The sequence below is a fragment of the Buchnera aphidicola (Chaetosiphella stipae setosa) genome (assembly GCF_964059095.1).
Classification (GTDB): domain Bacteria; phylum Pseudomonadota; class Gammaproteobacteria; order Enterobacterales; family Enterobacteriaceae; genus Buchnera_J; species Buchnera_J aphidicola_BP.
In genome coordinates, this window is sequence record NZ_OZ060394.1 from 95811 (window position 1) to 115327 (window position 19517).

At 20.2% G+C, this 19517-nt stretch carries 14 protein-coding genes; 11 read left to right on the top strand and 3 right to left on the bottom strand.

Annotation, left to right across the window (positions count from 1 at the left end):
- Positions 1-505: 505 nt before the first annotated feature.
- The 7 genes from AB4W52_RS00450 to pheT all read left to right on the top strand — a co-directional run bounded on the left by AB4W52_RS00450 (position 506) and on the right by pheT (position 8270).
- Positions 506-1552 carry a 3-deoxy-7-phosphoheptulonate synthase gene (locus AB4W52_RS00450; protein WP_367675392.1) on the top strand — a complete coding sequence of 349 codons (1047 nt, stop codon included), beginning with the start codon at positions 506-508 and terminating at the stop codon, positions 1550-1552.
- Between the two features lie 102 nt (positions 1553-1654).
- Complete coding sequence (thrS, locus tag AB4W52_RS00455; RefSeq protein WP_367675393.1) at positions 1655-3568, top strand: threonine--tRNA ligase; 1914 nt, start codon at positions 1655-1657, stop codon at positions 3566-3568.
- Positions 3569-3583: 15 nt separating this feature from the next.
- Positions 3584-4138 carry a translation initiation factor IF-3 gene (infC, locus tag AB4W52_RS00460; protein WP_367675494.1) on the top strand — a complete coding sequence of 185 codons (555 nt, stop codon included), beginning with the start codon at positions 3584-3586 and terminating at the stop codon, positions 4136-4138.
- Positions 4139-4154: 16 nt separating this feature from the next.
- Positions 4155-4352, top strand: coding sequence for a 50S ribosomal protein L35 (gene rpmI, locus AB4W52_RS00465; RefSeq protein WP_367675394.1), 198 nt, complete (start codon positions 4155-4157; stop codon positions 4350-4352).
- Positions 4353-4392: 40 nt separating this feature from the next.
- Positions 4393-4752, top strand: coding sequence for a 50S ribosomal protein L20 (gene rplT / locus AB4W52_RS00470; RefSeq protein ID WP_367675395.1), 360 nt, complete (start codon positions 4393-4395; stop codon positions 4750-4752).
- Positions 4753-4898: 146 nt separating this feature from the next.
- Positions 4899-5879, top strand: a complete 981-nt coding sequence (pheS, locus tag AB4W52_RS00475; RefSeq protein ID WP_367675396.1) for a phenylalanine--tRNA ligase subunit alpha — start codon at positions 4899-4901, stop codon at positions 5877-5879.
- A gap of 12 nt (positions 5880-5891) precedes the next feature.
- The gene (gene pheT, locus AB4W52_RS00480) at positions 5892-8270 is read left to right on the top strand and encodes a phenylalanine--tRNA ligase subunit beta (protein WP_367675397.1); all 2379 of its coding nucleotides are present in this window, start codon (positions 5892-5894) and stop codon (positions 8268-8270) included.
- 325 nt (positions 8271-8595) lie between these two features.
- Here the strand turns inward: pheT and glyS are convergent, their stop codons facing one another.
- A complete protein-coding gene (gene glyS, locus AB4W52_RS00485; protein ID WP_367675398.1) occupies positions 8596-10665 on the bottom strand; it encodes a glycine--tRNA ligase subunit beta in 2070 nt (689 codons plus the stop codon).
- A gap of 20 nt (positions 10666-10685) precedes the next feature.
- Positions 10686-11564, bottom strand: a complete 879-nt coding sequence (locus tag AB4W52_RS00490) for a glycine--tRNA ligase subunit alpha (protein WP_367675399.1) — start codon at positions 11562-11564, stop codon at positions 10686-10688.
- Positions 11565-11802: 238 nt separating this feature from the next.
- On the opposite strand from AB4W52_RS00490, the gene nfo reads away from it, so the two are divergent.
- The 4 genes from nfo (at position 11803) to AB4W52_RS00510 (ending at position 16056) form a co-directional block, all read left to right on the top strand.
- Complete coding sequence (gene nfo, locus AB4W52_RS00495) at positions 11803-12663, top strand: deoxyribonuclease IV (RefSeq protein WP_367675400.1); 861 nt, start codon at positions 11803-11805, stop codon at positions 12661-12663.
- 41 nt (positions 12664-12704) lie between these two features.
- Complete coding sequence (gene rplY / locus AB4W52_RS00500) at positions 12705-12989, top strand: 50S ribosomal protein L25 (protein WP_367675401.1); 285 nt, start codon at positions 12705-12707, stop codon at positions 12987-12989.
- Positions 12990-14360: 1371 nt separating this feature from the next.
- Positions 14361-15194 carry a 16S rRNA (adenine(1518)-N(6)/adenine(1519)-N(6))-dimethyltransferase RsmA gene (rsmA, locus tag AB4W52_RS00505; RefSeq protein ID WP_367675402.1) on the top strand — a complete coding sequence of 278 codons (834 nt, stop codon included), beginning with the start codon at positions 14361-14363 and terminating at the stop codon, positions 15192-15194.
- Positions 15195-15237: 43 nt separating this feature from the next.
- Positions 15238-16056, top strand: a complete 819-nt coding sequence (locus AB4W52_RS00510) for a symmetrical bis(5'-nucleosyl)-tetraphosphatase (RefSeq protein WP_367675403.1) — start codon at positions 15238-15240, stop codon at positions 16054-16056.
- A gap of 236 nt (positions 16057-16292) precedes the next feature.
- Here AB4W52_RS00510 and carB read toward each other — a convergent pair whose 3' ends face one another.
- Positions 16293-19511, bottom strand: coding sequence for a carbamoyl-phosphate synthase large subunit (gene carB, locus AB4W52_RS00515; RefSeq protein ID WP_367675404.1), 3219 nt, complete (start codon positions 19509-19511; stop codon positions 16293-16295).
- Positions 19512-19517 lie beyond the last annotated feature (6 nt).

Genomic DNA, 19517 nt, shown 5'->3' on the forward strand with positions numbered 1-19517 from the left:
AAAAAAAAAATATAAAAAAACAAAAAAAAGAAGAGTTTTTATAATTGTATAAATAATGATATATATCATTTCAATATATTTTTTTATCTTTCTGCATAAATTGGTTAGATAAATATTTAGATAAAATTGTATTTTAATTATTTTTTTTAATAGGAATGTAGTATACATTTTTTAAAAAATATTTATTATAAAAATCAATATATTGAAAAATTTTTTAGTTATTTAAATTAAATATATTTTTAAAAAAATTTTGATCATCTTCTTCAACCAGTTTTAAGTATTATTGATATATTTTTTTATTTATATAAAAAATAAATTAACTAAAAATACTTTTTTAAAAATATAATTATTCTTATATATTTTCAATATAATTTTACAAAAAAATTTATTAAATATTTGATAAAAATACAATTTATATAACAGAATATACTAAAATCTTTAATACTAATTTTATTTAGTGTATTTATATTTTTTATCTTTTAATTACTATTTAACAGAGAAAGAAATGAAAAAAACAGATGAATTAAGAACATGTAAAATGGATCCTTTAGTGACTCCTGCAAGTTTATCAGAACGTTATGTTATTACATCTAAAATTATTAATAATATCATTAAAACAAGAAATGTTATTTCAAATATTATGTCTGGAAAGGATAAACGTTTATTAGTTATTATTGGTCCTTGTTCTCTTCATGATCCTATTGCTGCTATAGATTATGCTTATAAATTAAATGATTTAAGGAAAAAATATAAGTCTTCTTTAGAAATCGTTATGCGTACATATTTTGAAAAACCAAGAACAGTTATAGGATGGAAAGGATTAATTTCTGATCCAGAAATCAACAATACTTTTAAAGTAAATAAAGGGTTAGAAATTGCTAGAAAATTATTGTTAGATATTAATAAAATTGGTTTACCCGCTGCAACAGAATTTTTAGATATGGTAATTGGTCAATTTATTAATGATTTGATCAGTTGGGGAGCTATTGGAGCTAGAACAACTGAAAGTCAAATACATCGTGAAATGGCTTCTGCTCTTTCTTGTCCAGTAGGTTTTAAGAATGGAACTGACGGAAATATATTAATTGCAATAGATGCAATTCGCGCAGCTAGAGAACAGCATGTTTTTTTAGCTCCTGATAAAAATGGACGAATGACTATTAATCATACAAAAGGAAATTCTTTATCTCATGTAATTATGCGAGGAGGAAAAAAACCTAATTATCATAAAGAAGATATAGATCTTGCAATTAATGATTTAAAAAAATTTCAGTTACAAGAAAAATTAATGGTTGATTTTAGTCATGGTAATTGTTTAAAAAAACATCTTTTACAGTTTGAAGTATGTGATTCTATTTGTAAACAAATTAGAGATGGTTCAAAAAATATTTTTGGTGTTATGATTGAAAGTTTTTTAGAAGAAGGTTCACAACTTATTCAAAAAAAAGAAAAAATGAAATATGGACAATCTATTACTGATCCATGTTTATCTTGGGATGATAGTGCTATAATGTTAAGAAATTTGTCTCAAACAATATGTAAAACATTTTAATGTTATAATTTTAAAAAAATAATTTTATATATACGATAAAATAAATATAAATAAATTTATATAGTAATATTTTTTTTATTTATTTTATTTTCAGGACATAAAATGCCTATTATTACATTTTCTGATGGAAAGAGAAAAAAGTATCAGAATATCATCTCTGTTCGAGATATAATAAAAGATTTTTTAAAAATTCATGATAAAGATATTATTTGTGCATCATTAAATAATAACATCGTCCATTTAGATACTAATATAGAAAGAGATTCAAAATTATTTTTTATTCATAAAAATGATAAATTATCTTTGAAAATTATTAGAAATACATGTATACAATTGTTAAGTTATAGTATAAAAACTTTATGGCCTGATGTAAAATTATGTAGTTTTTTTACAAATAAAAATAATTTTTATTATGATTTTTATAAAGAAATTCCATTAAAAAAAAAAGATATCTTTTTAATTGAAAATAAAATGTATTCTCTTATTCAGAATAATTATTTTATTTTTAAAAAATATAAATCTTTTAAGATTTTGAAGAAAATTTTAAAAAAATTAAATGAAAATTATAAAATTGAAATTTTAAAAAAAAATTTTCAGAAGAATCATATAATTGAATATTATATGCATGAAAATCATATAGATTTTTTAACTGGAATACAGGCTCCGAAAATAAATTTCTGTAATTATTTTAAACTAGAGAGTTTATCTGGTGTTTATTGGCAGAATAAAAAAGAAAATAAAATGATACAAAGAATTTCAGGGATTGTTTTAAAAAATAAAAAAGAATTAAGAGATTATATACATTTATGTCAAGAAAAAAAAAAATTTGATCATAGGAATATCAATATTAATTTAGATCTATTTCATTTACAAAAAAATTCTCCAGGAATGGTTTTTTGGCATCATAATGGATTGTTTATATTGAAAAAATTAGAAAATTTTATTAGATATAAGTTAAACAAATTTAATTATCAGGAAGTTAAGACTCCATTTTTAATGAATAAAGATATTTGGAAGAAAACTGGTCATTTAGAAAATTATGAAAATTTAATTTTTTCTACGTATTCTGAAAATAGAGAATATTGTATTAAACCAATGAATTGTCCTGGTCATATAGAAATTTTTAAGAATAAGTTACGTTCTTATAAGGATTTACCAATAAGATTTTCAGAATTTGGTAGTTGTCATCGCAATGAATTTTCTGGTTCTTTACATGGATTAATGCGATTAAGAAATTTTACGCAAGATGATGCTCATATTTTTTGTCGAAAATCTCAATTAAAGGAGGAAATTAATAATTGTATAAAAATGATTTCTGATATATATGGAATGTTTTCTTTTAAAAAAATTTTGGTGAAATTATCTACAAGACCTAAAAAAAGAATTGGTGATAATACAGTTTGGGATTATTCTGAGAATATTTTAAAAAGAGTACTTACAGATAATAAAATGGTATTTTCAAAACAAGAAGGTGAAGGAGCATTTTACGGACCTAAGATAGAATTTGAATTACAAGATTGTTTTGATAGAAAATGGCAATGCGGCACAATTCAATTGGATTTTTATTTACCAACACGATTAGGTTCATATTATGTGAATAAGAAAAATTTAAGAAAACATCCTGTATTAATTCATCGTGCAATTTTAGGTTCCTTAGAAAGATTTATTGGTATTTTACTTGAAGAATATAAAGGTTATCTTCCTATTTGGTTAGTTCCTATACAAGTAAAAATTATTAATGTTTCTGACAAAAATCTTCTGTATTGTTTAAGTATATTAAAAAAATTAAAAGAACATAAAATTAGAGCAGAAATAGATTCTAGAAATAAAAGTGTGAGTTCTCGAGTGAGGGATAATATTTTATTGAAAATTCCTTATATATTAATTTGTGGAAATAATGAATGTAAAAATAATATAATTTCTGTTCGAGAATATTCAAAAAGTATTTTTACAATTTCTTTATTAGAATTTATTCAAAAAAAATTTCAAGAAAATTATTATTTTAAAAATTTTTAAGTGGAGGAATTGGATATTAAAGACTGGAAAAGAATGAAAAATAATAGAATGCATAGAATAAATAATGAAATTCGCGCTTTAAAAGTTCGTCTTACTGGTTTAAACGGTGAAAAAATTGGTATTGTAAGTATTCAAGAAGCTTTAGAAAAATCTAAAAAAGAAGGAGTGGATTTAGTTGAAATTAGTCCAAATTCAGAACCCCCTGTCTGTAAAATTATGAATTATGGAAAATTTCTTTATAATAAAACAAAAGCTTTAAAAGAACAAAAAAGAAAACAAAAAATTATTCATATTAAAGAAGTCAAATTTCGTCCTAGTACTGATGAGGGTGATTATCAAGTTAAATTAAGAAATATAAATCGTTTTTTAAATGATGGGGATAAAGTAAAAATTACTCTTCGTTATAGAGGTCGAGAAATGGCGCATCAAAAGATTGGTGTGAACGTTTTAAATCGTATTAAAAAAGATTTAAAACATATTTCTTTTGTAGAATTTTTCCCTACAAAAATAGAAGGACGGCAAATGATTATGATTTTATCACCTAACAAGAATAATCTAAAAAAGAAATAATTTTTTTGGAAAATATATGAGAAAATTAAAAACTTTGAAAAGTGCTTCTAAACGTTTTAAGAAAACTTCTTCTGGAAAATTTAAAAGAAAACAAGCAAATTTAAGACATATTCTAACAAAAAAAACAAAAAAAAAAAAAAGACATTTAAGATTAAAAAAAATTGTTTCACAATCAAATAATAAAGCTGTTAAATCTTTTTTTCCATATATATAAATTATTTATATAAGTTTTTTAATAAATTAAGGATATTTCCATGACTCGAGTTAAAAGAGGTGTATTTTCTCGTGCTCGTCATAAAAAAATTTTAAAGAAAGCAAAGGGATATTATGGAGCAAGATCTAGAGTATATCGTGTAGCCATTCAAGCTGTTATAAAATCTGGTCAATATTCTTATCGAGATAGAAGACAAAAAAAAAGAACATTTAGAAATTTATGGATTACAAGAATTAATGCTGCCGTTCGAGAAAGTAATTTATCTTATAGTTCTTTTATTTATGGTTTAAAAAAATCTTCTATAAATATTAATCGGAAAATTCTTTCTGATATAGCAATTAAAGATTCTATCGCTTTTTCAAAATTAATTCAAACAGCAAATACAAATTTAAATAAGTAAAATTTTATTTTTTTGTAATAAATACTAATAACTATTTTATATTTTAGAAAAATGATATTTTAATTAAATTTTAAAAATTACACTTCAAACTGATAAGCTTCCTTGTAGGAAGCTTTTTAGTATATTAATCTTTTTTGAGAAAGTATATGTGTGTTCAAAAATCTATTAAAAAAATTTTATTTGAAATTAATCAATGTAAAAATATTTATGAGTTAAATTTGGTTAAATCAAAATATTTAGGGAAAAATGGATATATTAATAATGAAATAAAAAAAATAAAAATCTTAGATAAAGAGAGAAAAAAAAATTTTAGTATAAAAATTAATAAAATTAAAAAAAAAATAATTAATGCAATCTTTTTAAAAAAAAAATTTTATATATCATTAAAAAATAGTTCTTCACAGAGAAGATTTTTTGATGTCTCTTTATCTTATCAAGATATGAAAAATGGTTCTTTGCATATTGTTACTCAATCTATAAACAAAATAAAATCTTTTTTTGAAAAATTAGGTTGTGAAATTGTTTTTGGACCAGAGATAGAGCATAAATATTATAATTTTGATGCTTTAAATATAAAAAAAAATCATCCTTCTAGAAATTTTCAAGATACTTTTTGGTTTAATAAAGATTATTTATTACGCACTCAAACTTCTAGTGTTCAAATTAGAGTGATGAAAAAAAAAAAACCTCCGATTCGAATTATTGTTCCTGGAAAAGTTTATCGAAATGATTCTGATTTAACGCATAGTCCTATGTTTCATCAAGTAGAAGGTTTAATTGTTGATAAAAATATTAATTTTTCTAATTTAAAATGGATAATGGAAAATTTTTTATTAAATTTTTTTGAAGAAAAAATTAAAATGCGATTTCGTAGCTCTTATTTTCCATTTACAACACCTTCTATGGAAGTGGATATTTTTGATAAGAATTCAAGAAAGTGGTTGGAAGTTTTGGGATGTGGAATGGTACATCCTTTTGTGTTTCAAAATGTTAAAATCAATCCATATAAATATTCTGGATGTGCTTTTGGTTTAGGTATTGAACGAATCATTATGTTAAAATATAAAATTTCTGATATTCGTTCTCTTTTTAAAAATGATTTAAGATTACTCAAACAATTTAAATAACAGTGAGAAAAAATGAAATTAAGTCTGTCATGGTTAAAAGAAAATTTATGTTGTAAAAACATTAAAAATTCTTTACTTTGTGAACAATTGACAAAAATTGGATTAGAAGTAGATTTTTTGAGCAAAAAAAATGGTTTTGAAAGATCTTTTATTGGAGAAGTTGTAGAAATTTTTCCTTCTAAGGATAATTATTTTTTTTTTCAAATTAAAATAGAAGAAAATTTTTTTTTAAAAATTTATTCACAAAAAAAAAATTGTTATGTCGGTATGAAAGTAGCAGTAAAAGTTAAAAAAAATTTTCATCAAAAAAAAAAAAAATTAATGAAAAAAAGATTTTTAGAAGGAAGAATATATAAATATTCTGATTTAAAAATTTTTGGAAATAAAAATGATATAGTAGAATTTCCAAAAAACGCGATTATTGGAGAAACTTTAAAACAGTATTTTAAAAAAAATCCTGAAGATACTGTAAATATTAATGTTCCTGCAAATAGAAATGATTGTTTAGGAGTTCTTGGAATTACAAGAGAACTATCTGTTTATAATAATTGTTCTTTAAAATTTAATTTTAATTTTTTATATAATTTTCATCAACAATGTTTAACAGAAAAAATTAAAATATCAAATTTAAATAAAAAAATATGTTCAAATTATTTTATTAAAATTATAGAAAATATTAATTTTTTAAAAAAAACTCCATTTTGGATATATGAAAAGTTAAGAAAATCTCATATATCTTCTAAAGATATTGTATCTGATATAGTGAATTATGTTTCATTAGAATTAGGTCAATCTATTCATGTTTTTGATTTTGATTGTATTAAAAATACTCATATTAAAATTAGGAAATCGAAATTATATGAAAAAATTCAATTGAAAGAATTTTGTTTAGATATTATACCTGGAACTTTTGTTATTTCTAGTGGTTCAGATATCCTATCTTTAGGAGGATATATTCATTCTAATAAATTTAAAATAAAACATTCTACAAAAAATTTATATTTAGCTGCTGTTGTATTTGACATTTCAGTCGTAGATTTTATAAAAAAAAAATATAATAAGTATTATTCATCATATGATCATTATTATAGACGTTGTGAAGAAAAACTAAGTTTATTAGCTTTAGAAAAAATTTCTTTTTTAATTCAAAAACTATGTGGAGGAAAAATAAAATATGTAAATTATTCTCAGATTACTTTAAATATAAATAAAAAAATATTGTTATCATATAAAAAGATAAATTCACTGTTAGGTTTTTTTATTAATAAATATTTAATAATAAATATATTAAGAAAATTAGAATATTCTGTTATAGAAAAGTTTTCTAAATTAGAAGTTATACCTCCTTTTTTTCGTTCTGATATTCTTTGTGCGGAAGATATTATTTCTGATATAGTTCGTTTTTATGGATATAATAAAATTTTTTCTACACCTTTGAATGTTAATTCTATAATTCCTAAGAAAAATTATATTTTTAGTAATCTTTTAAAAATAAAAGAGTTTTTACATAATAATAATTATTCTGAAGTGATTAATTATAGTTTTACTGATATAGAATCACAAGAATTATTTTTTAAAGATCGAAAAATTATTAAAATAATGAATCCAATTTCAAAAGATCTTTCTTGTATGCGAAAATCTCTTTTTCCTGGATTATTAAAAAACATAAAATATAATAAGAATCGTCAAGAGAAAAATATTCGTTTTTTTGAAAGTGGAGTATGTTTTATAAAAAAATTTTCAGAAGGATTTGAAATTGATCAGATTTTGATGTTATCTGGAATAATCAGTGGTTATAAATATGAAAAAAATTGGTTTTATAAAAATGAAAAATTTTCTTTTTATGATTTAAAAAAAGATTTAGAAAATATCTTATATCGTTTTTATGATTTTAAAAATGTTTATTTTAAACATTCATATATTTTTGGGTTTGATAAAAGTATTTGTGCAGACATTTATTATAAAAATCTTAAAATTGGATGTATTGGAATGTTCAATAATTTTGTTAAAGAACATTATAATTTGCTAGAAGATATTTTTTCATTTGAAATTTTTGTTAATAAACTTCCACAAAGTAATAATTTTTCTGTACAAGAATTTTTTCCATATCATTATAGTGAAAGAGATTTTTCGATTATTCTTTCTAAAGAAATACCTATTGAAAAAATATTATCTACTTGTTATAAGACTTCTTTAAAATATATTTTTTTTGTGAAAGTTTTTGACATATATTATGGAGCAAATATTCCAAAAAATAAGAAAAGTTTATCTATTAAGATTTTTTTTCAAAATGATAAAAAAAATTTCACTAATTCTGAGATAAAAGATTTATTTTTTTTATGTATTGAAAATTTAAAAAAGAAATTTCATGCGATATTAAGAGATAAATAAAGTATATTTTATACAAAAATTTTATCTATAAATTTTTATGAGAAAAAGTTTTATTTTAAAAAGAAAAATTTAAATTCATATATTTTATATTTATTGCATATTTTTAATATTATTTTCTTGAAAGTAAATATATAATTTTTTATAAAAAATTTATAAGTATATATTTTTATAAATAATAAAAATTTTTTGTTAAAAAAAATTATAAAAATAAAATTCTATTTTTTATAGAATAATTCTATTAAAGAAAATTGTATATTTTTTTTATTTTAAATAAAACGACTAAAAACTTTAAATGTTTTATTTAAATATTTTTAGTCATTTTTTTTTAATATAAATAAGAAAAATTAGCAACCATAGAGAATATTTTTTTTATTTTATATAAAATATTAAATCTATTTAACTTGATTGTTTCTATCTTATTATGAATTTTTACTTGATCAAAGAATTTTTTAATATATTTATTGACTTTAATAATTTCAAGCATAGTTTGATTATATTTTTGTTTTAAATTGAGTGTATTGATTTTTTTTTCCAACTTTTTTATTTTTTTTACTAATTTAATTTCAATATTTTTTTTTAATAAAGATTTCTTAATTTTATATGTAGATTTTATACATGTGTTTTTAAAAAAATTTTCAATTCTTTTATTTGTAATTAAAATTTTTTTAAAATTATGAGAATTTCTAAAAAATAATATCATTTTTATTTTTTTGTTTATTTTGAATAAATTTATTTTTTTTAAGCAAATAATAGATTGAATAATATTTTTTATATTTTTTTCCTGGTGATAAAAGTTATTAAATCGATTAATAATAAAAATCAAGATTTTTTTTTGAATTTTTTTAAGAGAAATTTTAATATTATAGAGTTTTATTATTTTTTTAATCATTTTGTTTAAATTTAAAGAAATTTTATTATATAAAATAATTTTTATAATTCCAATAGCTGCTCTTCTAAGTCCAAATGGATCTTTTTCTCCTTTTGGTTTTTCTCCTATAATAAACATTCCTATAATATTATCTAATTTATCTGATATCGATAAAGCTATTCCTATAGAACTTTTTGGTAGTTGATCATTATTGTGTTTAGGTAAATACTGTTCTTGAATTCCTTTACATACATTTTTGTTTTCTTGACTGATTTTTGCGTAATAAGATCCGATTATTCCTTGTAAATCAGGAAATTCATTAACCATATTTGTAACAAGATCACATTTAGAAAGAGATGCTGCTTGAATAGCGTCATTTGTATGAAATTTTATTTTTTTTGAAAGTAACAAAATAATTTTTTTTAGTCGTTTGGTTTTTTCGTACATATTTCCTAAATTTTTATAAAATATAATTTTTTTTAAAAGGTTTATTTTATTTTGCAATTTTTCTTTTGTATCTTTTTTTAAAAAAAAATTAATGTCTTGTAATTTTGATAATATTACTGATTCATATCCTGATATTATTTTTTTATGGTTTTTTTTTTTAACATTTATTACGAAAATAAAAATAGATTGTAATTTATTATTTTTATTAAATAATGGAAAGGATTTTAAAATTTTTTCGATCACATAAATATTAATTTCTTGTGGAATAAAAAGGTATTTTTTTTTAAAGCTAGCAACAAGAGAATAGGGATATTCAATTAATGAATTTATTTCTTCTAATAATAAATTATTTATTTTCAAATAACTATTATGAGATTTTGCTAATTTATGTATTTGTTGATAAATTTTTTTTTTTCTTTTTTCATAATCTGCAATTACTTTTCCTTTTTTTAGTAATATTTTTGGATAATCTTTTGCGTGTGAAATTTTTATGTTTTTTTTTATATCATACGTATAACTTTGTATATGGTTATTTGTTTTTAAACCAAACATTTTATATTTTATAATTTTTTCATTCAACATCATAGAAATATTTCGAATTGGTCTAATAAATTTATAGTTTTTTTCATTCCATCGCATTAAATTAAAACGGGATAATGAATAAATTATTATTTTTGAAATTTGAGCTAGTTTTTTTTTATAATTTATTTTTTTTCTTTTTTTTTTGTAAATGAGCCATTCTTTTTTTTTTTTTTGAAATATTTTAATTTGATCTGGAAGAATATGAAATCTTTTCATCCATAGTTTAGTTATTTTTGTGAATTTTCCTATATGATCAAATGCTATTTTTTTTGCAGGTCCTTTATAAATTTTATATTTTTGTTTTTCTTTTGTATAAATATTTTTAATTTTAATAGCTACTCTTCTCGGAGTTGCAAACCATTGTATTTTTTTATATAAAAATTTTTTTTTTTCTAATATTTTAATAAATTTTTTATATATAGATAAAGCAAGTTCTTTTAACAAATAAGATGGAATATTTTCAACTTTTAATTCTAAAAGAAAGGTTTTTTTTTTCATTCTTTACTCTTTTTATATTTTTAAGAATTTATTTTATAATATATTTTTGCAATTTTTTTTGTGATTTTTCTAATTTTAAAAATATAATTTTGTCGTTCTGTCGAAGATAAAATATTTCTTGCATCTAGTAAATTAAAATAATGTATTGCATTTAATACACATTCATAAGAAGGTATTAATAAAATTTTTTTTTTAAGTAACAATCTTTTTGATTCTTTATAAAAAGATTTAAAGTTTTTAAATAAAAATGTTGTATTAGATTTATTAAGATTATATTCTGATTGTTCTAGTTCATTTTGAAAAAATATATCTTTATATTTTATTTTTTTATTTTTATTACACCATATAATTTCATAAATATTATTAATATTTTGTATATGCATAGCTAATCTTTCTAATCCATAAGTAATTTCAATAGATACAGGATTACAATTTATTGTTCCAATTTGTTGAAAATATGTAAATTGTGTAATTTCTATTCCATTTAACCAAACTTCCCATCCTATTCCAGATGCACCTAATGTGGGATTACTCCAATTATCTTCAATAAATTTAATATCACTATTTTGAAAGTTAATATTGAATTTTTTTAAAGATTGTAAATATATTTCTTGGATATTTTTTGGTGCTGGTTTTATAATAACTTGGAATTGATAATAATGTTGCAGTCTATTTTTATTTTTTCCACTTCTTCCGTCTGTAGGACGTCTAGATGCTTGAGTATAAGCATAAGAAATATCTTTTTTTTCTAGACATGAGAAAAATGTTTTATGATGAAATGTTCCTGCTCCAATAGGAATATCTAGTGGTTGTAATATTGTACATCCTTGATTATTCCAAAATTTGTTCAAATATGTAATAATTTCATGAAATGTTTGTGGGTTTTTCTTATTTTTCATAGTTTTCTTATTTTCTTAAATATTTTAAATAAAGTGATTTTTTAATATTTTTATTATTTATAAAATTTTTTTTTATAATTTATAATTATATAATTTTTAATTATAAATAGTTTATAGGAAAAAGATTATATATTTTTTTATTTTTAAAATTATTTTTTTTATAAATTTTTTTAATAAATTTTCTTTTGTTAAAATAAAAAAAATTGCATTTTTTTATATTAATAGGGATTTAACAGTAATGAAATATATTGGACCGCATATTAGTATTTCTGGTGGACTTTCAATAGCAGTTAAGAAAGCTTATACTTTAAAAGCGACAGCTATAGGATTTTTTATAAAAAATCCTTTGCGATGGAATGTTCCTAAAATAAATGAAGAACAAATAAAAAATTTTAAAAATATTTGTAGAAAATATAAATATTCTTCAAAAAAAATTTTACCACATAGTGGTTTTTTAATTAATTTAGGACATCCAAATAAAGAGATGTTAGATAAATCTCGTCAATCTTTGATTCAAGAAGTAAAGCGATGTGAAGAGTTAGGACTCAAGTTTATTAATTTTCATCCTGGAAGTCATTTAAATAAAATTTCTAAAAAGCAATGTTTAAAAAATATTTCTCAATCTATTAATTATATTTTAAACAGAACTAAAAATGTTATTCTAGTATTAGAAAATACATCTGGTCAAGGAACTAATTTAGGTTATCGTTTTGAGCATTTGTCAGATATAATTAATAGAATAGAAGATAAAAATCGTATAGGTGTTTGTATTGATACGTGTCATTTATTTTCATCAGGATATGAAATAAGAGATTTTAGTAGTTATTTAAAAACTTTTAATATATTTGAAAAGATAATTGGATTTAAATATTTAAAAGGTCTTCATATAAATGATTCTAAGAATATTTTAAATAGTCGTAAAGATAGACATGAAAATTTAGGATTAGGATATATTGGAAAAAATTTATTTAAATTCATTATGCAAGATATACGTTTTCAAAACAAACCAATGATTTTAGAAACAATTAATCATAATCTTTGGATAAAGGAAATTTCTTGGTTAAAATCAAAAATTTTATCTAAAAATTTTTATGAGTAATTTTTTTAAATGGTTATAATTTTTATAAAAAAGAGGGAAGTATGATTAAAATTAATGCTTATTTAAGAGAAAGTTTTGGGACAAACAGCAGTAGAAAATTACGTACAAAAAATTTTTTACCTTCTATAATTTATGGAAAAAAAAAATCTGTTATTTTAATTGTATTAAGTCAACATGATATTGTAAATTTGTTTAATAAACATTCTTTAAAGGAAAAAAGTCTATTAATAATTCTAAAAAATCAGAAAATTAAAGTGATTATTAAAGATATTCAAAAACATCCTTTTAAATATAAATTTTTACATATAGATTTTTTAAGAGTGTGAATTTAAATTTATATATAAATATATTTATTTTTTATTCTTTGAGAAGAAGTAATTATTTTATTTTGGATTTTTTTTATTTACAGTTTATTTTAAAAGAAATATTTTTATAAAAATTTTTTTAATAAAATTATTTATGAATGAAATTTAAAAATCACTAAAAAATAAATATTTCTTTTTCTTATAATAAAAATTACTTGAAAAATTTTAAAAATATTTTCTTTAATTAAAAAGTTCTTAATTTTTTATTATTTATTTTTATGCATTTTAAAAAAAATGTAGATTTTTAAAAAAATAATATGAATATTAAATTTTTAGATCTTTTTTAAAAAAAAACTGTTAATTTTGTAATATTTCAAAAAATATTAATTACAAGATTTCGATTATTTTAAGAACTAAATAAATTAATGATTATATTTTAAAATAAAAGAAATTGTATTATAAATTTTTTTTTAGGAATAAAATATTTTATATTTCTATTTTTATTGGAATAATTTTTTTATTAAATTAAAAATTTTTTAAAAAAAATATTTCATGTATATAATATTTTTTAAGATTTTTTTCTTAAATTTTTTATAAAAAAAAATTTTAGTATATATTTTATATATTAATTTTTGAAATTTCTAACTAATATATTAAGTAATTTATTTTTTAATAAAAATTTACTAAAAAAAATAAGTGCAATAAAATTTTTCATAAAAATTTTCTATTGTAATTGTAGTTGTAAAAATAATTATTATATTTTGTACGAGAGGTACAAGTTAATAATATTTTTAATAAAAATATAAATTTTATAAAAGAAAAAGAAAGTGATTTTTGATAAGAGAAATTATTTTATATGTTTTATGTTTTTTTTTAAAAAAATTATAAATTTTCTTTAAGATTTTTTTCTTTTCTTTTTTTTTTATTTTAAAATTTTTTTTAAATATTTTCAAAATTAAAGTAATTTTATAATTTTAGAAATTTTAAAAAATATCTTTTAAAAAAAAATAAGAAAATAATTTTTCATTTCTTAAAATATTTTTGTTATTAGAAAAATTTGTATATATTTTTTTATTTATTAATTATATTAAATAATTTATAGCTCTTTTCTTGAAAAAAAATATAATATATAAAAAAATAATTTTATATGATTGATTTAATAATTTTTTAAATTTAATTTAATTAAATTTTTTTTAACTAAAAAAAAATTTTTGTGTTTTTACCCACGTATTAAAAGAAAAAATATTTTGAAGGAAATAGATAGTTTTTATAGAAAAATTTTAAAAAATAAAATTAGAAATATTTAGTAAGAAATTTTTTTGTATAAAATTTTTGTATATTATTAGGATGTATGTTATGCGAATATTTTTTAAAAAGAGAAGAGAATAAATTGTGATTAAAAAAAAAAAAAATCAAGAATTTTTTTATAAAAAACATTTTGGGCAAAATTTCTTAATAGATCAGAAGATTATTAAAAAAATAATAAATTTTATTAATCCGAAAAAAAAAGAATTATTTTTAGAAATCGGTCCTGGGCATGGAGCTTTAACTTTTCCTATGTGTCGTATTTTAGATAAGTTATTTGTGATTGATATAGATGATGAAGTTTTATTTTTTTTAAGAAAAGGTAATTTTTTTGATAAAATTCATTTTTTTTTACAGGATATTTTATATTTTGATTATATGAATTTTTATTTAGAAAATAATAAAAATAAAATTCGATTTTTTGGAAATTTACCATATAACATTTCAAATAAAATTTTATTTTCTCTGATAAAACATTTAAAAATAATTAAAGATATGCACTTTATGTTTCAAAAAGAAGTAGCGGAACGCATTATATCGCTTCCTAATACAAAAAAATATGGAAGATTAAGTATTATTATTCAATATTTTTTTTACGTTCAAAAATTAGTTAATGTTCCTTCTCAATCTTTTTTTCCAGTTCCTTCAGTAGATTCAGTATTTTTAAAATTTTTACCTCATAAATTATTTCCAGAAATGTTTTTTGATTTTCATGTATTTAGTAATATTACAAAAATCGCTTTTAATAGACGACGAAAAACTATAAAAAATAATTTCAAGAATCTTTTTTCTTGTGATGTTTTATTAAAATTTAATATTGATCCATCTTGTCGACCTGAAAATATTTCGTTAAAAAAATATTGTCAATTAACAGATTATTTTATTTCGCAAAATTCTATATTAGTTTCCAGAAAAAAATAAAAGTGTTATATTTTTTTAAATTTTAATTGGAGAAATTTTATTTATGAGTACTTATTTAATAGGTGATATACATGGTTATTATGATCCATTTCGTTATTTATTAGAAAAAGTTAAATTTAATGCGTTTAGAGATGAAATATGGATTACAGGTGATTTAGTTGGTCGAGGGCCAAATTCTTATGAAGTTTTAAAATATGTTTTTTCTTTGCAAGAAAAAGTTAAGTTAGTTCTAGGAAATCATGATTTCAATTTAATGTCTATATATTATGGAATTCATAAGAAAACTATATCTAGAGATATTTTAGAATTATTGAATCATAAAAATATTTCACATTTAATTCATAAATTAAAGAAAATTCCATTAGTTCAATATAATTTAGATAAAAAACTAATCATGGTGCATGCTGGAATTTATTCAAAATGGTGTTTTCAAGATATACTATCTGCTTCTCAAGAATTTCAAAAAAGAATATTTCAGAAAAGTTTTTTAAAATATTTTAAATTTTCAAATGGAAATTTTCCTAATTTTTGGGGAAAAAATTTAAATAAATATGAACGTTTTCGATTTATAGTTAATGCATTTACTCGCATGAGATATTGTAATATAAGTAACGGAGAATTGGATTTTAGTTATAAAGATACACCTCCTCATGTTAATAAAAATTTAGTTCCATGGTTTTTTATAAAAAATAAATTATACAAAGAATATTCTATATTTTTTGGACATTGGTCCTCTTTAAGAGATACAACAACACCAGATAATATTTTTGCTTTAGATACTGGTTGTTGTTGGGGTCGTGATTTAACTATTTTAAGATGGGAAGATAAAAAAACTTTTAAAAAGACATGCGATATTAACTGATAATTTTTTTCTTTTTTTATTTTGTTTTAAAAAATTTTTTCATTTAATCAAGATTTTATATTTAAAAAAAAATTATTATAAAAGAATGATAGAAATTTTAACAGGTATTTTCTATCATTTGTAATATTTTTAGTTTGAAAATTTTAAAAAAAATTTATGAATTTAAATTTCTTTTTTTTAATATTTTTTTAAAAATATTTTTATTTTTTTATTTTACAAAATAAATATTTTAATTTTTATTTATATAAATCTTGTAGACAAAAGATTTTTTCAAAAGGACTATATTTTAAAGCTTGTGTGGAAATAATCGCACTTTTTAAAGTTGTATTGTAATAAATTTTATTTTTAATAGCTTTTTTTCTAATTGAAGAAGTGTTTTTAATTTCTTTTGTAGAAATAGCTGTACATATTATATATGAATATTTTTTTTTATTTAATTGCTCGTCTATGTTTGGAGTCATATTATTATTAATATGCACAAGCCGTACATTAACATTTTTTTTTCGTAATAGAAGGAATGTGTCATATGTCGTATCTATTTGAAATTTTAAATCAAGAAGATTTTTTATTAATTGAAATATGTGTTTTTTATTTTCATTTTGATGAAGGATGATTAGTACTTTTTTTTTATTATTGATTGTTTTTTGAGAACTTAACATAGTTTTAGAAAATGCTTCTAAGAAATTTCTTCCTACTCCCATCACTTCTCCAGTAGATTTCATTTCTGGTCCAAGAATCGGATCTGCATGTGAAAATTTATTAAATGGAAAGATTGCTTCTTTAACAAAATAAAAATTCATACAAGTTTTTTTTTGAGTAATTTTTTCTTTAATTATTTTTTTTCCAATCATTATTTCAGTAGCAATTTTTGCTAATGGTATATTAGTAGCTTTAGAAATAAAAGGTATTGTTCTTGCAGCTCTTGGATTTACTTCTAGAACATATACTTTATTATTTTTTACTGCAAATTGTATATTTATTAATCCTTGTATTTTCAGTTCTAAAGATATTTTTTTTACTTGTTTTTTAATTAATTTTAATGTTTCTTTCTTTAAAGAATATGTCGGTAATGAACATGCTGAGTCTCCTGAATGAATACCTGCTTGTTCTATGTGTTCTATGATTCCACCGATCATAACTTTTTTTTTATCACAAATTGCATCTGCATCAATTTCAATTGAATTGTTTAAATATTCATCAATTAAAAATTTATTTTTATTTTTTTTTTGAACTTTATTTTTAAAATATTTTTTAAGTTCTTTTTCAGTATAAATTATTTCCATAGATCTTCCTCCCAAAACATATGAAGGTCGAATCATAATAGGATATTTTATTTTTTTTATTTCATGAATTGCTTCTGAAATTTTTGTAATAGTTGAATTTCTAGGTTGTTTTAAATTTAATTTGTGAACAATTTTTTGGAATTTATATCGGTTTTCTGCTTTATCAATGTATTTGGCACTTGTTCCAATTATTTTTATTCCTTCTTTTTTTAAATCTTTTGCTAATTTTAATGGTGTTTGCCCACCAAATTGAATAATTACTCCTTTAGGTTTTTCTAATTTTATAATTTCTAAAACATTTTCTAAAACTATTGGTTCAAAATATAATCGATCAGAAATATCATAATCTGTGGAAACAGTTTCTGGATTACAATTTATAATTATTGCTTCGAATCCATTTTTTTTTAATGCTTGTGCTGCATGAACACAACAATAATCAAATTCTATTCCTTGTCCTATTCTATTAGGACCGCTTCCTAAAATAATAATTTTTTTTTTATTTTTATTTGGATTTGATTCACATTCATCAGCCCAAGTAGAATACATATATGAAATAGATGTTTGAAATTCTCCAGCACAAGAATCTATTCTTTTATAAACTGGATGTAATGAATTTTTATATCTTATATTTTTTATTTCACATTCTTTTTTTTGAGTTAGTTGACTAATTCTTTTATCTGAAAATCCTTTTTTTTTAATTTTTTTTAAAAATTTTATATTGTATATTTTTTTAGGATTTGTTTGAATTTTTTTTTCTATATCAATGATTTCTTTTATTTGAGTTAAAAACCACATATCAATTTTTGTTAATTTATTTATTTTTTTAATTGATATTTTTTTTCTAAATGCTTCACCTATATAAAGTAATCTGTTTGGCCCTGGATTTTGTAGTTCTTTTTTAATTTTATTTTCAAAATTTTTAATATTTTTATTAAGTATATTGTTAAACCCACTATAATTAGTTTCTAAACTGATAAGAGCTTTTTGAATAGATTCTTGAAAATTATTTCCTATAGCCATTACTTCACCAACAGATTTCATTTGTGTTGTAAGTTTATCATTACTTTCAGGAAATTTTGAAAAATCAAATCTCGGTATTTTTGTGACGACATAATCTATAGATGGTTCAAAAGAAGCTGGAATATTTATTCCTGAAACTGTATTATTTAATTCATCTAATGTATATCCCACAGCTAATTTTGCAGCTATTTTTGCAATAGGAAATCCAGTTGCTTTTGATGCTAATGCTGATGATCGTGAAACTCGAGGATTCATTTCTATAACTACCATTTTCCCGTTTTTAGGGTTTACAGCAAATTGCACATTTGATCCACCTGTTTCTATTCCTATTTCCTTTAGAATATTTATTGAGGTATTTCTCATGTGTTGATATTCTTTATCTGTTAATGTTTGAGTCGGTGCTACTGTGATAGAATCTCCTGTATGAATTCCCATAGGATCTAAATTTTCTATTGCACATACTATTATGCAATTGTCTTTTTTATCTCTAACTACTTCCATTTCATATTCTTTCCAACCAATCATAGATTCATCAATTAGAAGTTCTTTAGTTGGAGATAAATTTAATCCCTTTTTACAGATTTTTTCAAATTCTTTTTTGTTATAAGCGATACCTCCTCCTGTTCCTCCCATTGTAAATGATGGTCTAATGATACATGGAAAACCTATTTTTTGAATTATTTTATATGCTTCTTTTAAAGAATGCGCAATTCCAGATTTTGGCATTTTTATTTTTAATTTTTTCATAGATTTTCGAAATAAATCACGATTTTCTGCTTTTTGAATTGATTTAATATTAGCTCCAATCATTTTTACGTTAAAACGTTTTAAAATTTTTCTATGATGTAATTCTAAAGCGCAATTTAACGCTGTTTGTCCTCCCATTGTCGGAAGTAAAGCATCTGGTTTTTCTTTTTTTATAATTTTTTTAACAATTTTCCAATGTATTGGTTCAATATATGTTCTATCAGATAATTCTGGATCTGTCATAATTGTTGCTGGATTTGAATTTATTAAAATAATTTTATATCCTTCTTCTTTTAAAGCTTTACATGCTTGTGCTCCTGAATAATCAAATTCACATGCTTGTCCTATAATTATTGGTCCAGCGCCTAAAATTAAAATAGATTTTATTTTTTTTGTTTTTGGCATTTTATG

What these genes read in the sequence shown, in the direction of transcription:
- AB4W52_RS00450 (WP_367675392.1), top strand. Translation starts at nt 506, where the DNA reads ATGAAAAAAACAGATGAATTAAGAACATGTAAAATGGATCCTTTAGTG.
- thrS (WP_367675393.1), top strand. Translation starts at nt 1,655, where the DNA reads ATGCCTATTATTACATTTTCTGATGGAAAGAGAAAAAAGTATCAGAAT.
- rpmI (WP_367675394.1), top strand. Translation starts at nt 4,155, where the DNA reads ATGAGAAAATTAAAAACTTTGAAAAGTGCTTCTAAACGTTTTAAGAAA.
- rplT (WP_367675395.1), top strand. Translation starts at nt 4,393, where the DNA reads ATGACTCGAGTTAAAAGAGGTGTATTTTCTCGTGCTCGTCATAAAAAA.
- pheS (WP_367675396.1), top strand. Translation starts at nt 4,899, where the DNA reads ATGTGTGTTCAAAAATCTATTAAAAAAATTTTATTTGAAATTAATCAA.
- pheT (WP_367675397.1), top strand. Translation starts at nt 5,892, where the DNA reads ATGAAATTAAGTCTGTCATGGTTAAAAGAAAATTTATGTTGTAAAAAC.
- glyS (WP_367675398.1), bottom strand. Translation starts at nt 10,665, where the DNA reads ATGAAAAAAAAAACCTTTCTTTTAGAATTAAAAGTTGAAAATATTCCA.
- AB4W52_RS00490 (WP_367675399.1), bottom strand. Translation starts at nt 11,564, where the DNA reads ATGAAAAATAAGAAAAACCCACAAACATTTCATGAAATTATTACATAT.
- nfo (WP_367675400.1), top strand. Translation starts at nt 11,803, where the DNA reads ATGAAATATATTGGACCGCATATTAGTATTTCTGGTGGACTTTCAATA.
- rplY (WP_367675401.1), top strand. Translation starts at nt 12,705, where the DNA reads ATGATTAAAATTAATGCTTATTTAAGAGAAAGTTTTGGGACAAACAGC.
- AB4W52_RS00510 (WP_367675403.1), top strand. Translation starts at nt 15,238, where the DNA reads ATGAGTACTTATTTAATAGGTGATATACATGGTTATTATGATCCATTT.
- carB (WP_367675404.1), bottom strand. Translation starts at nt 19,511, where the DNA reads ATGCCAAAAACAAAAAAAATAAAATCTATTTTAATTTTAGGCGCTGGA.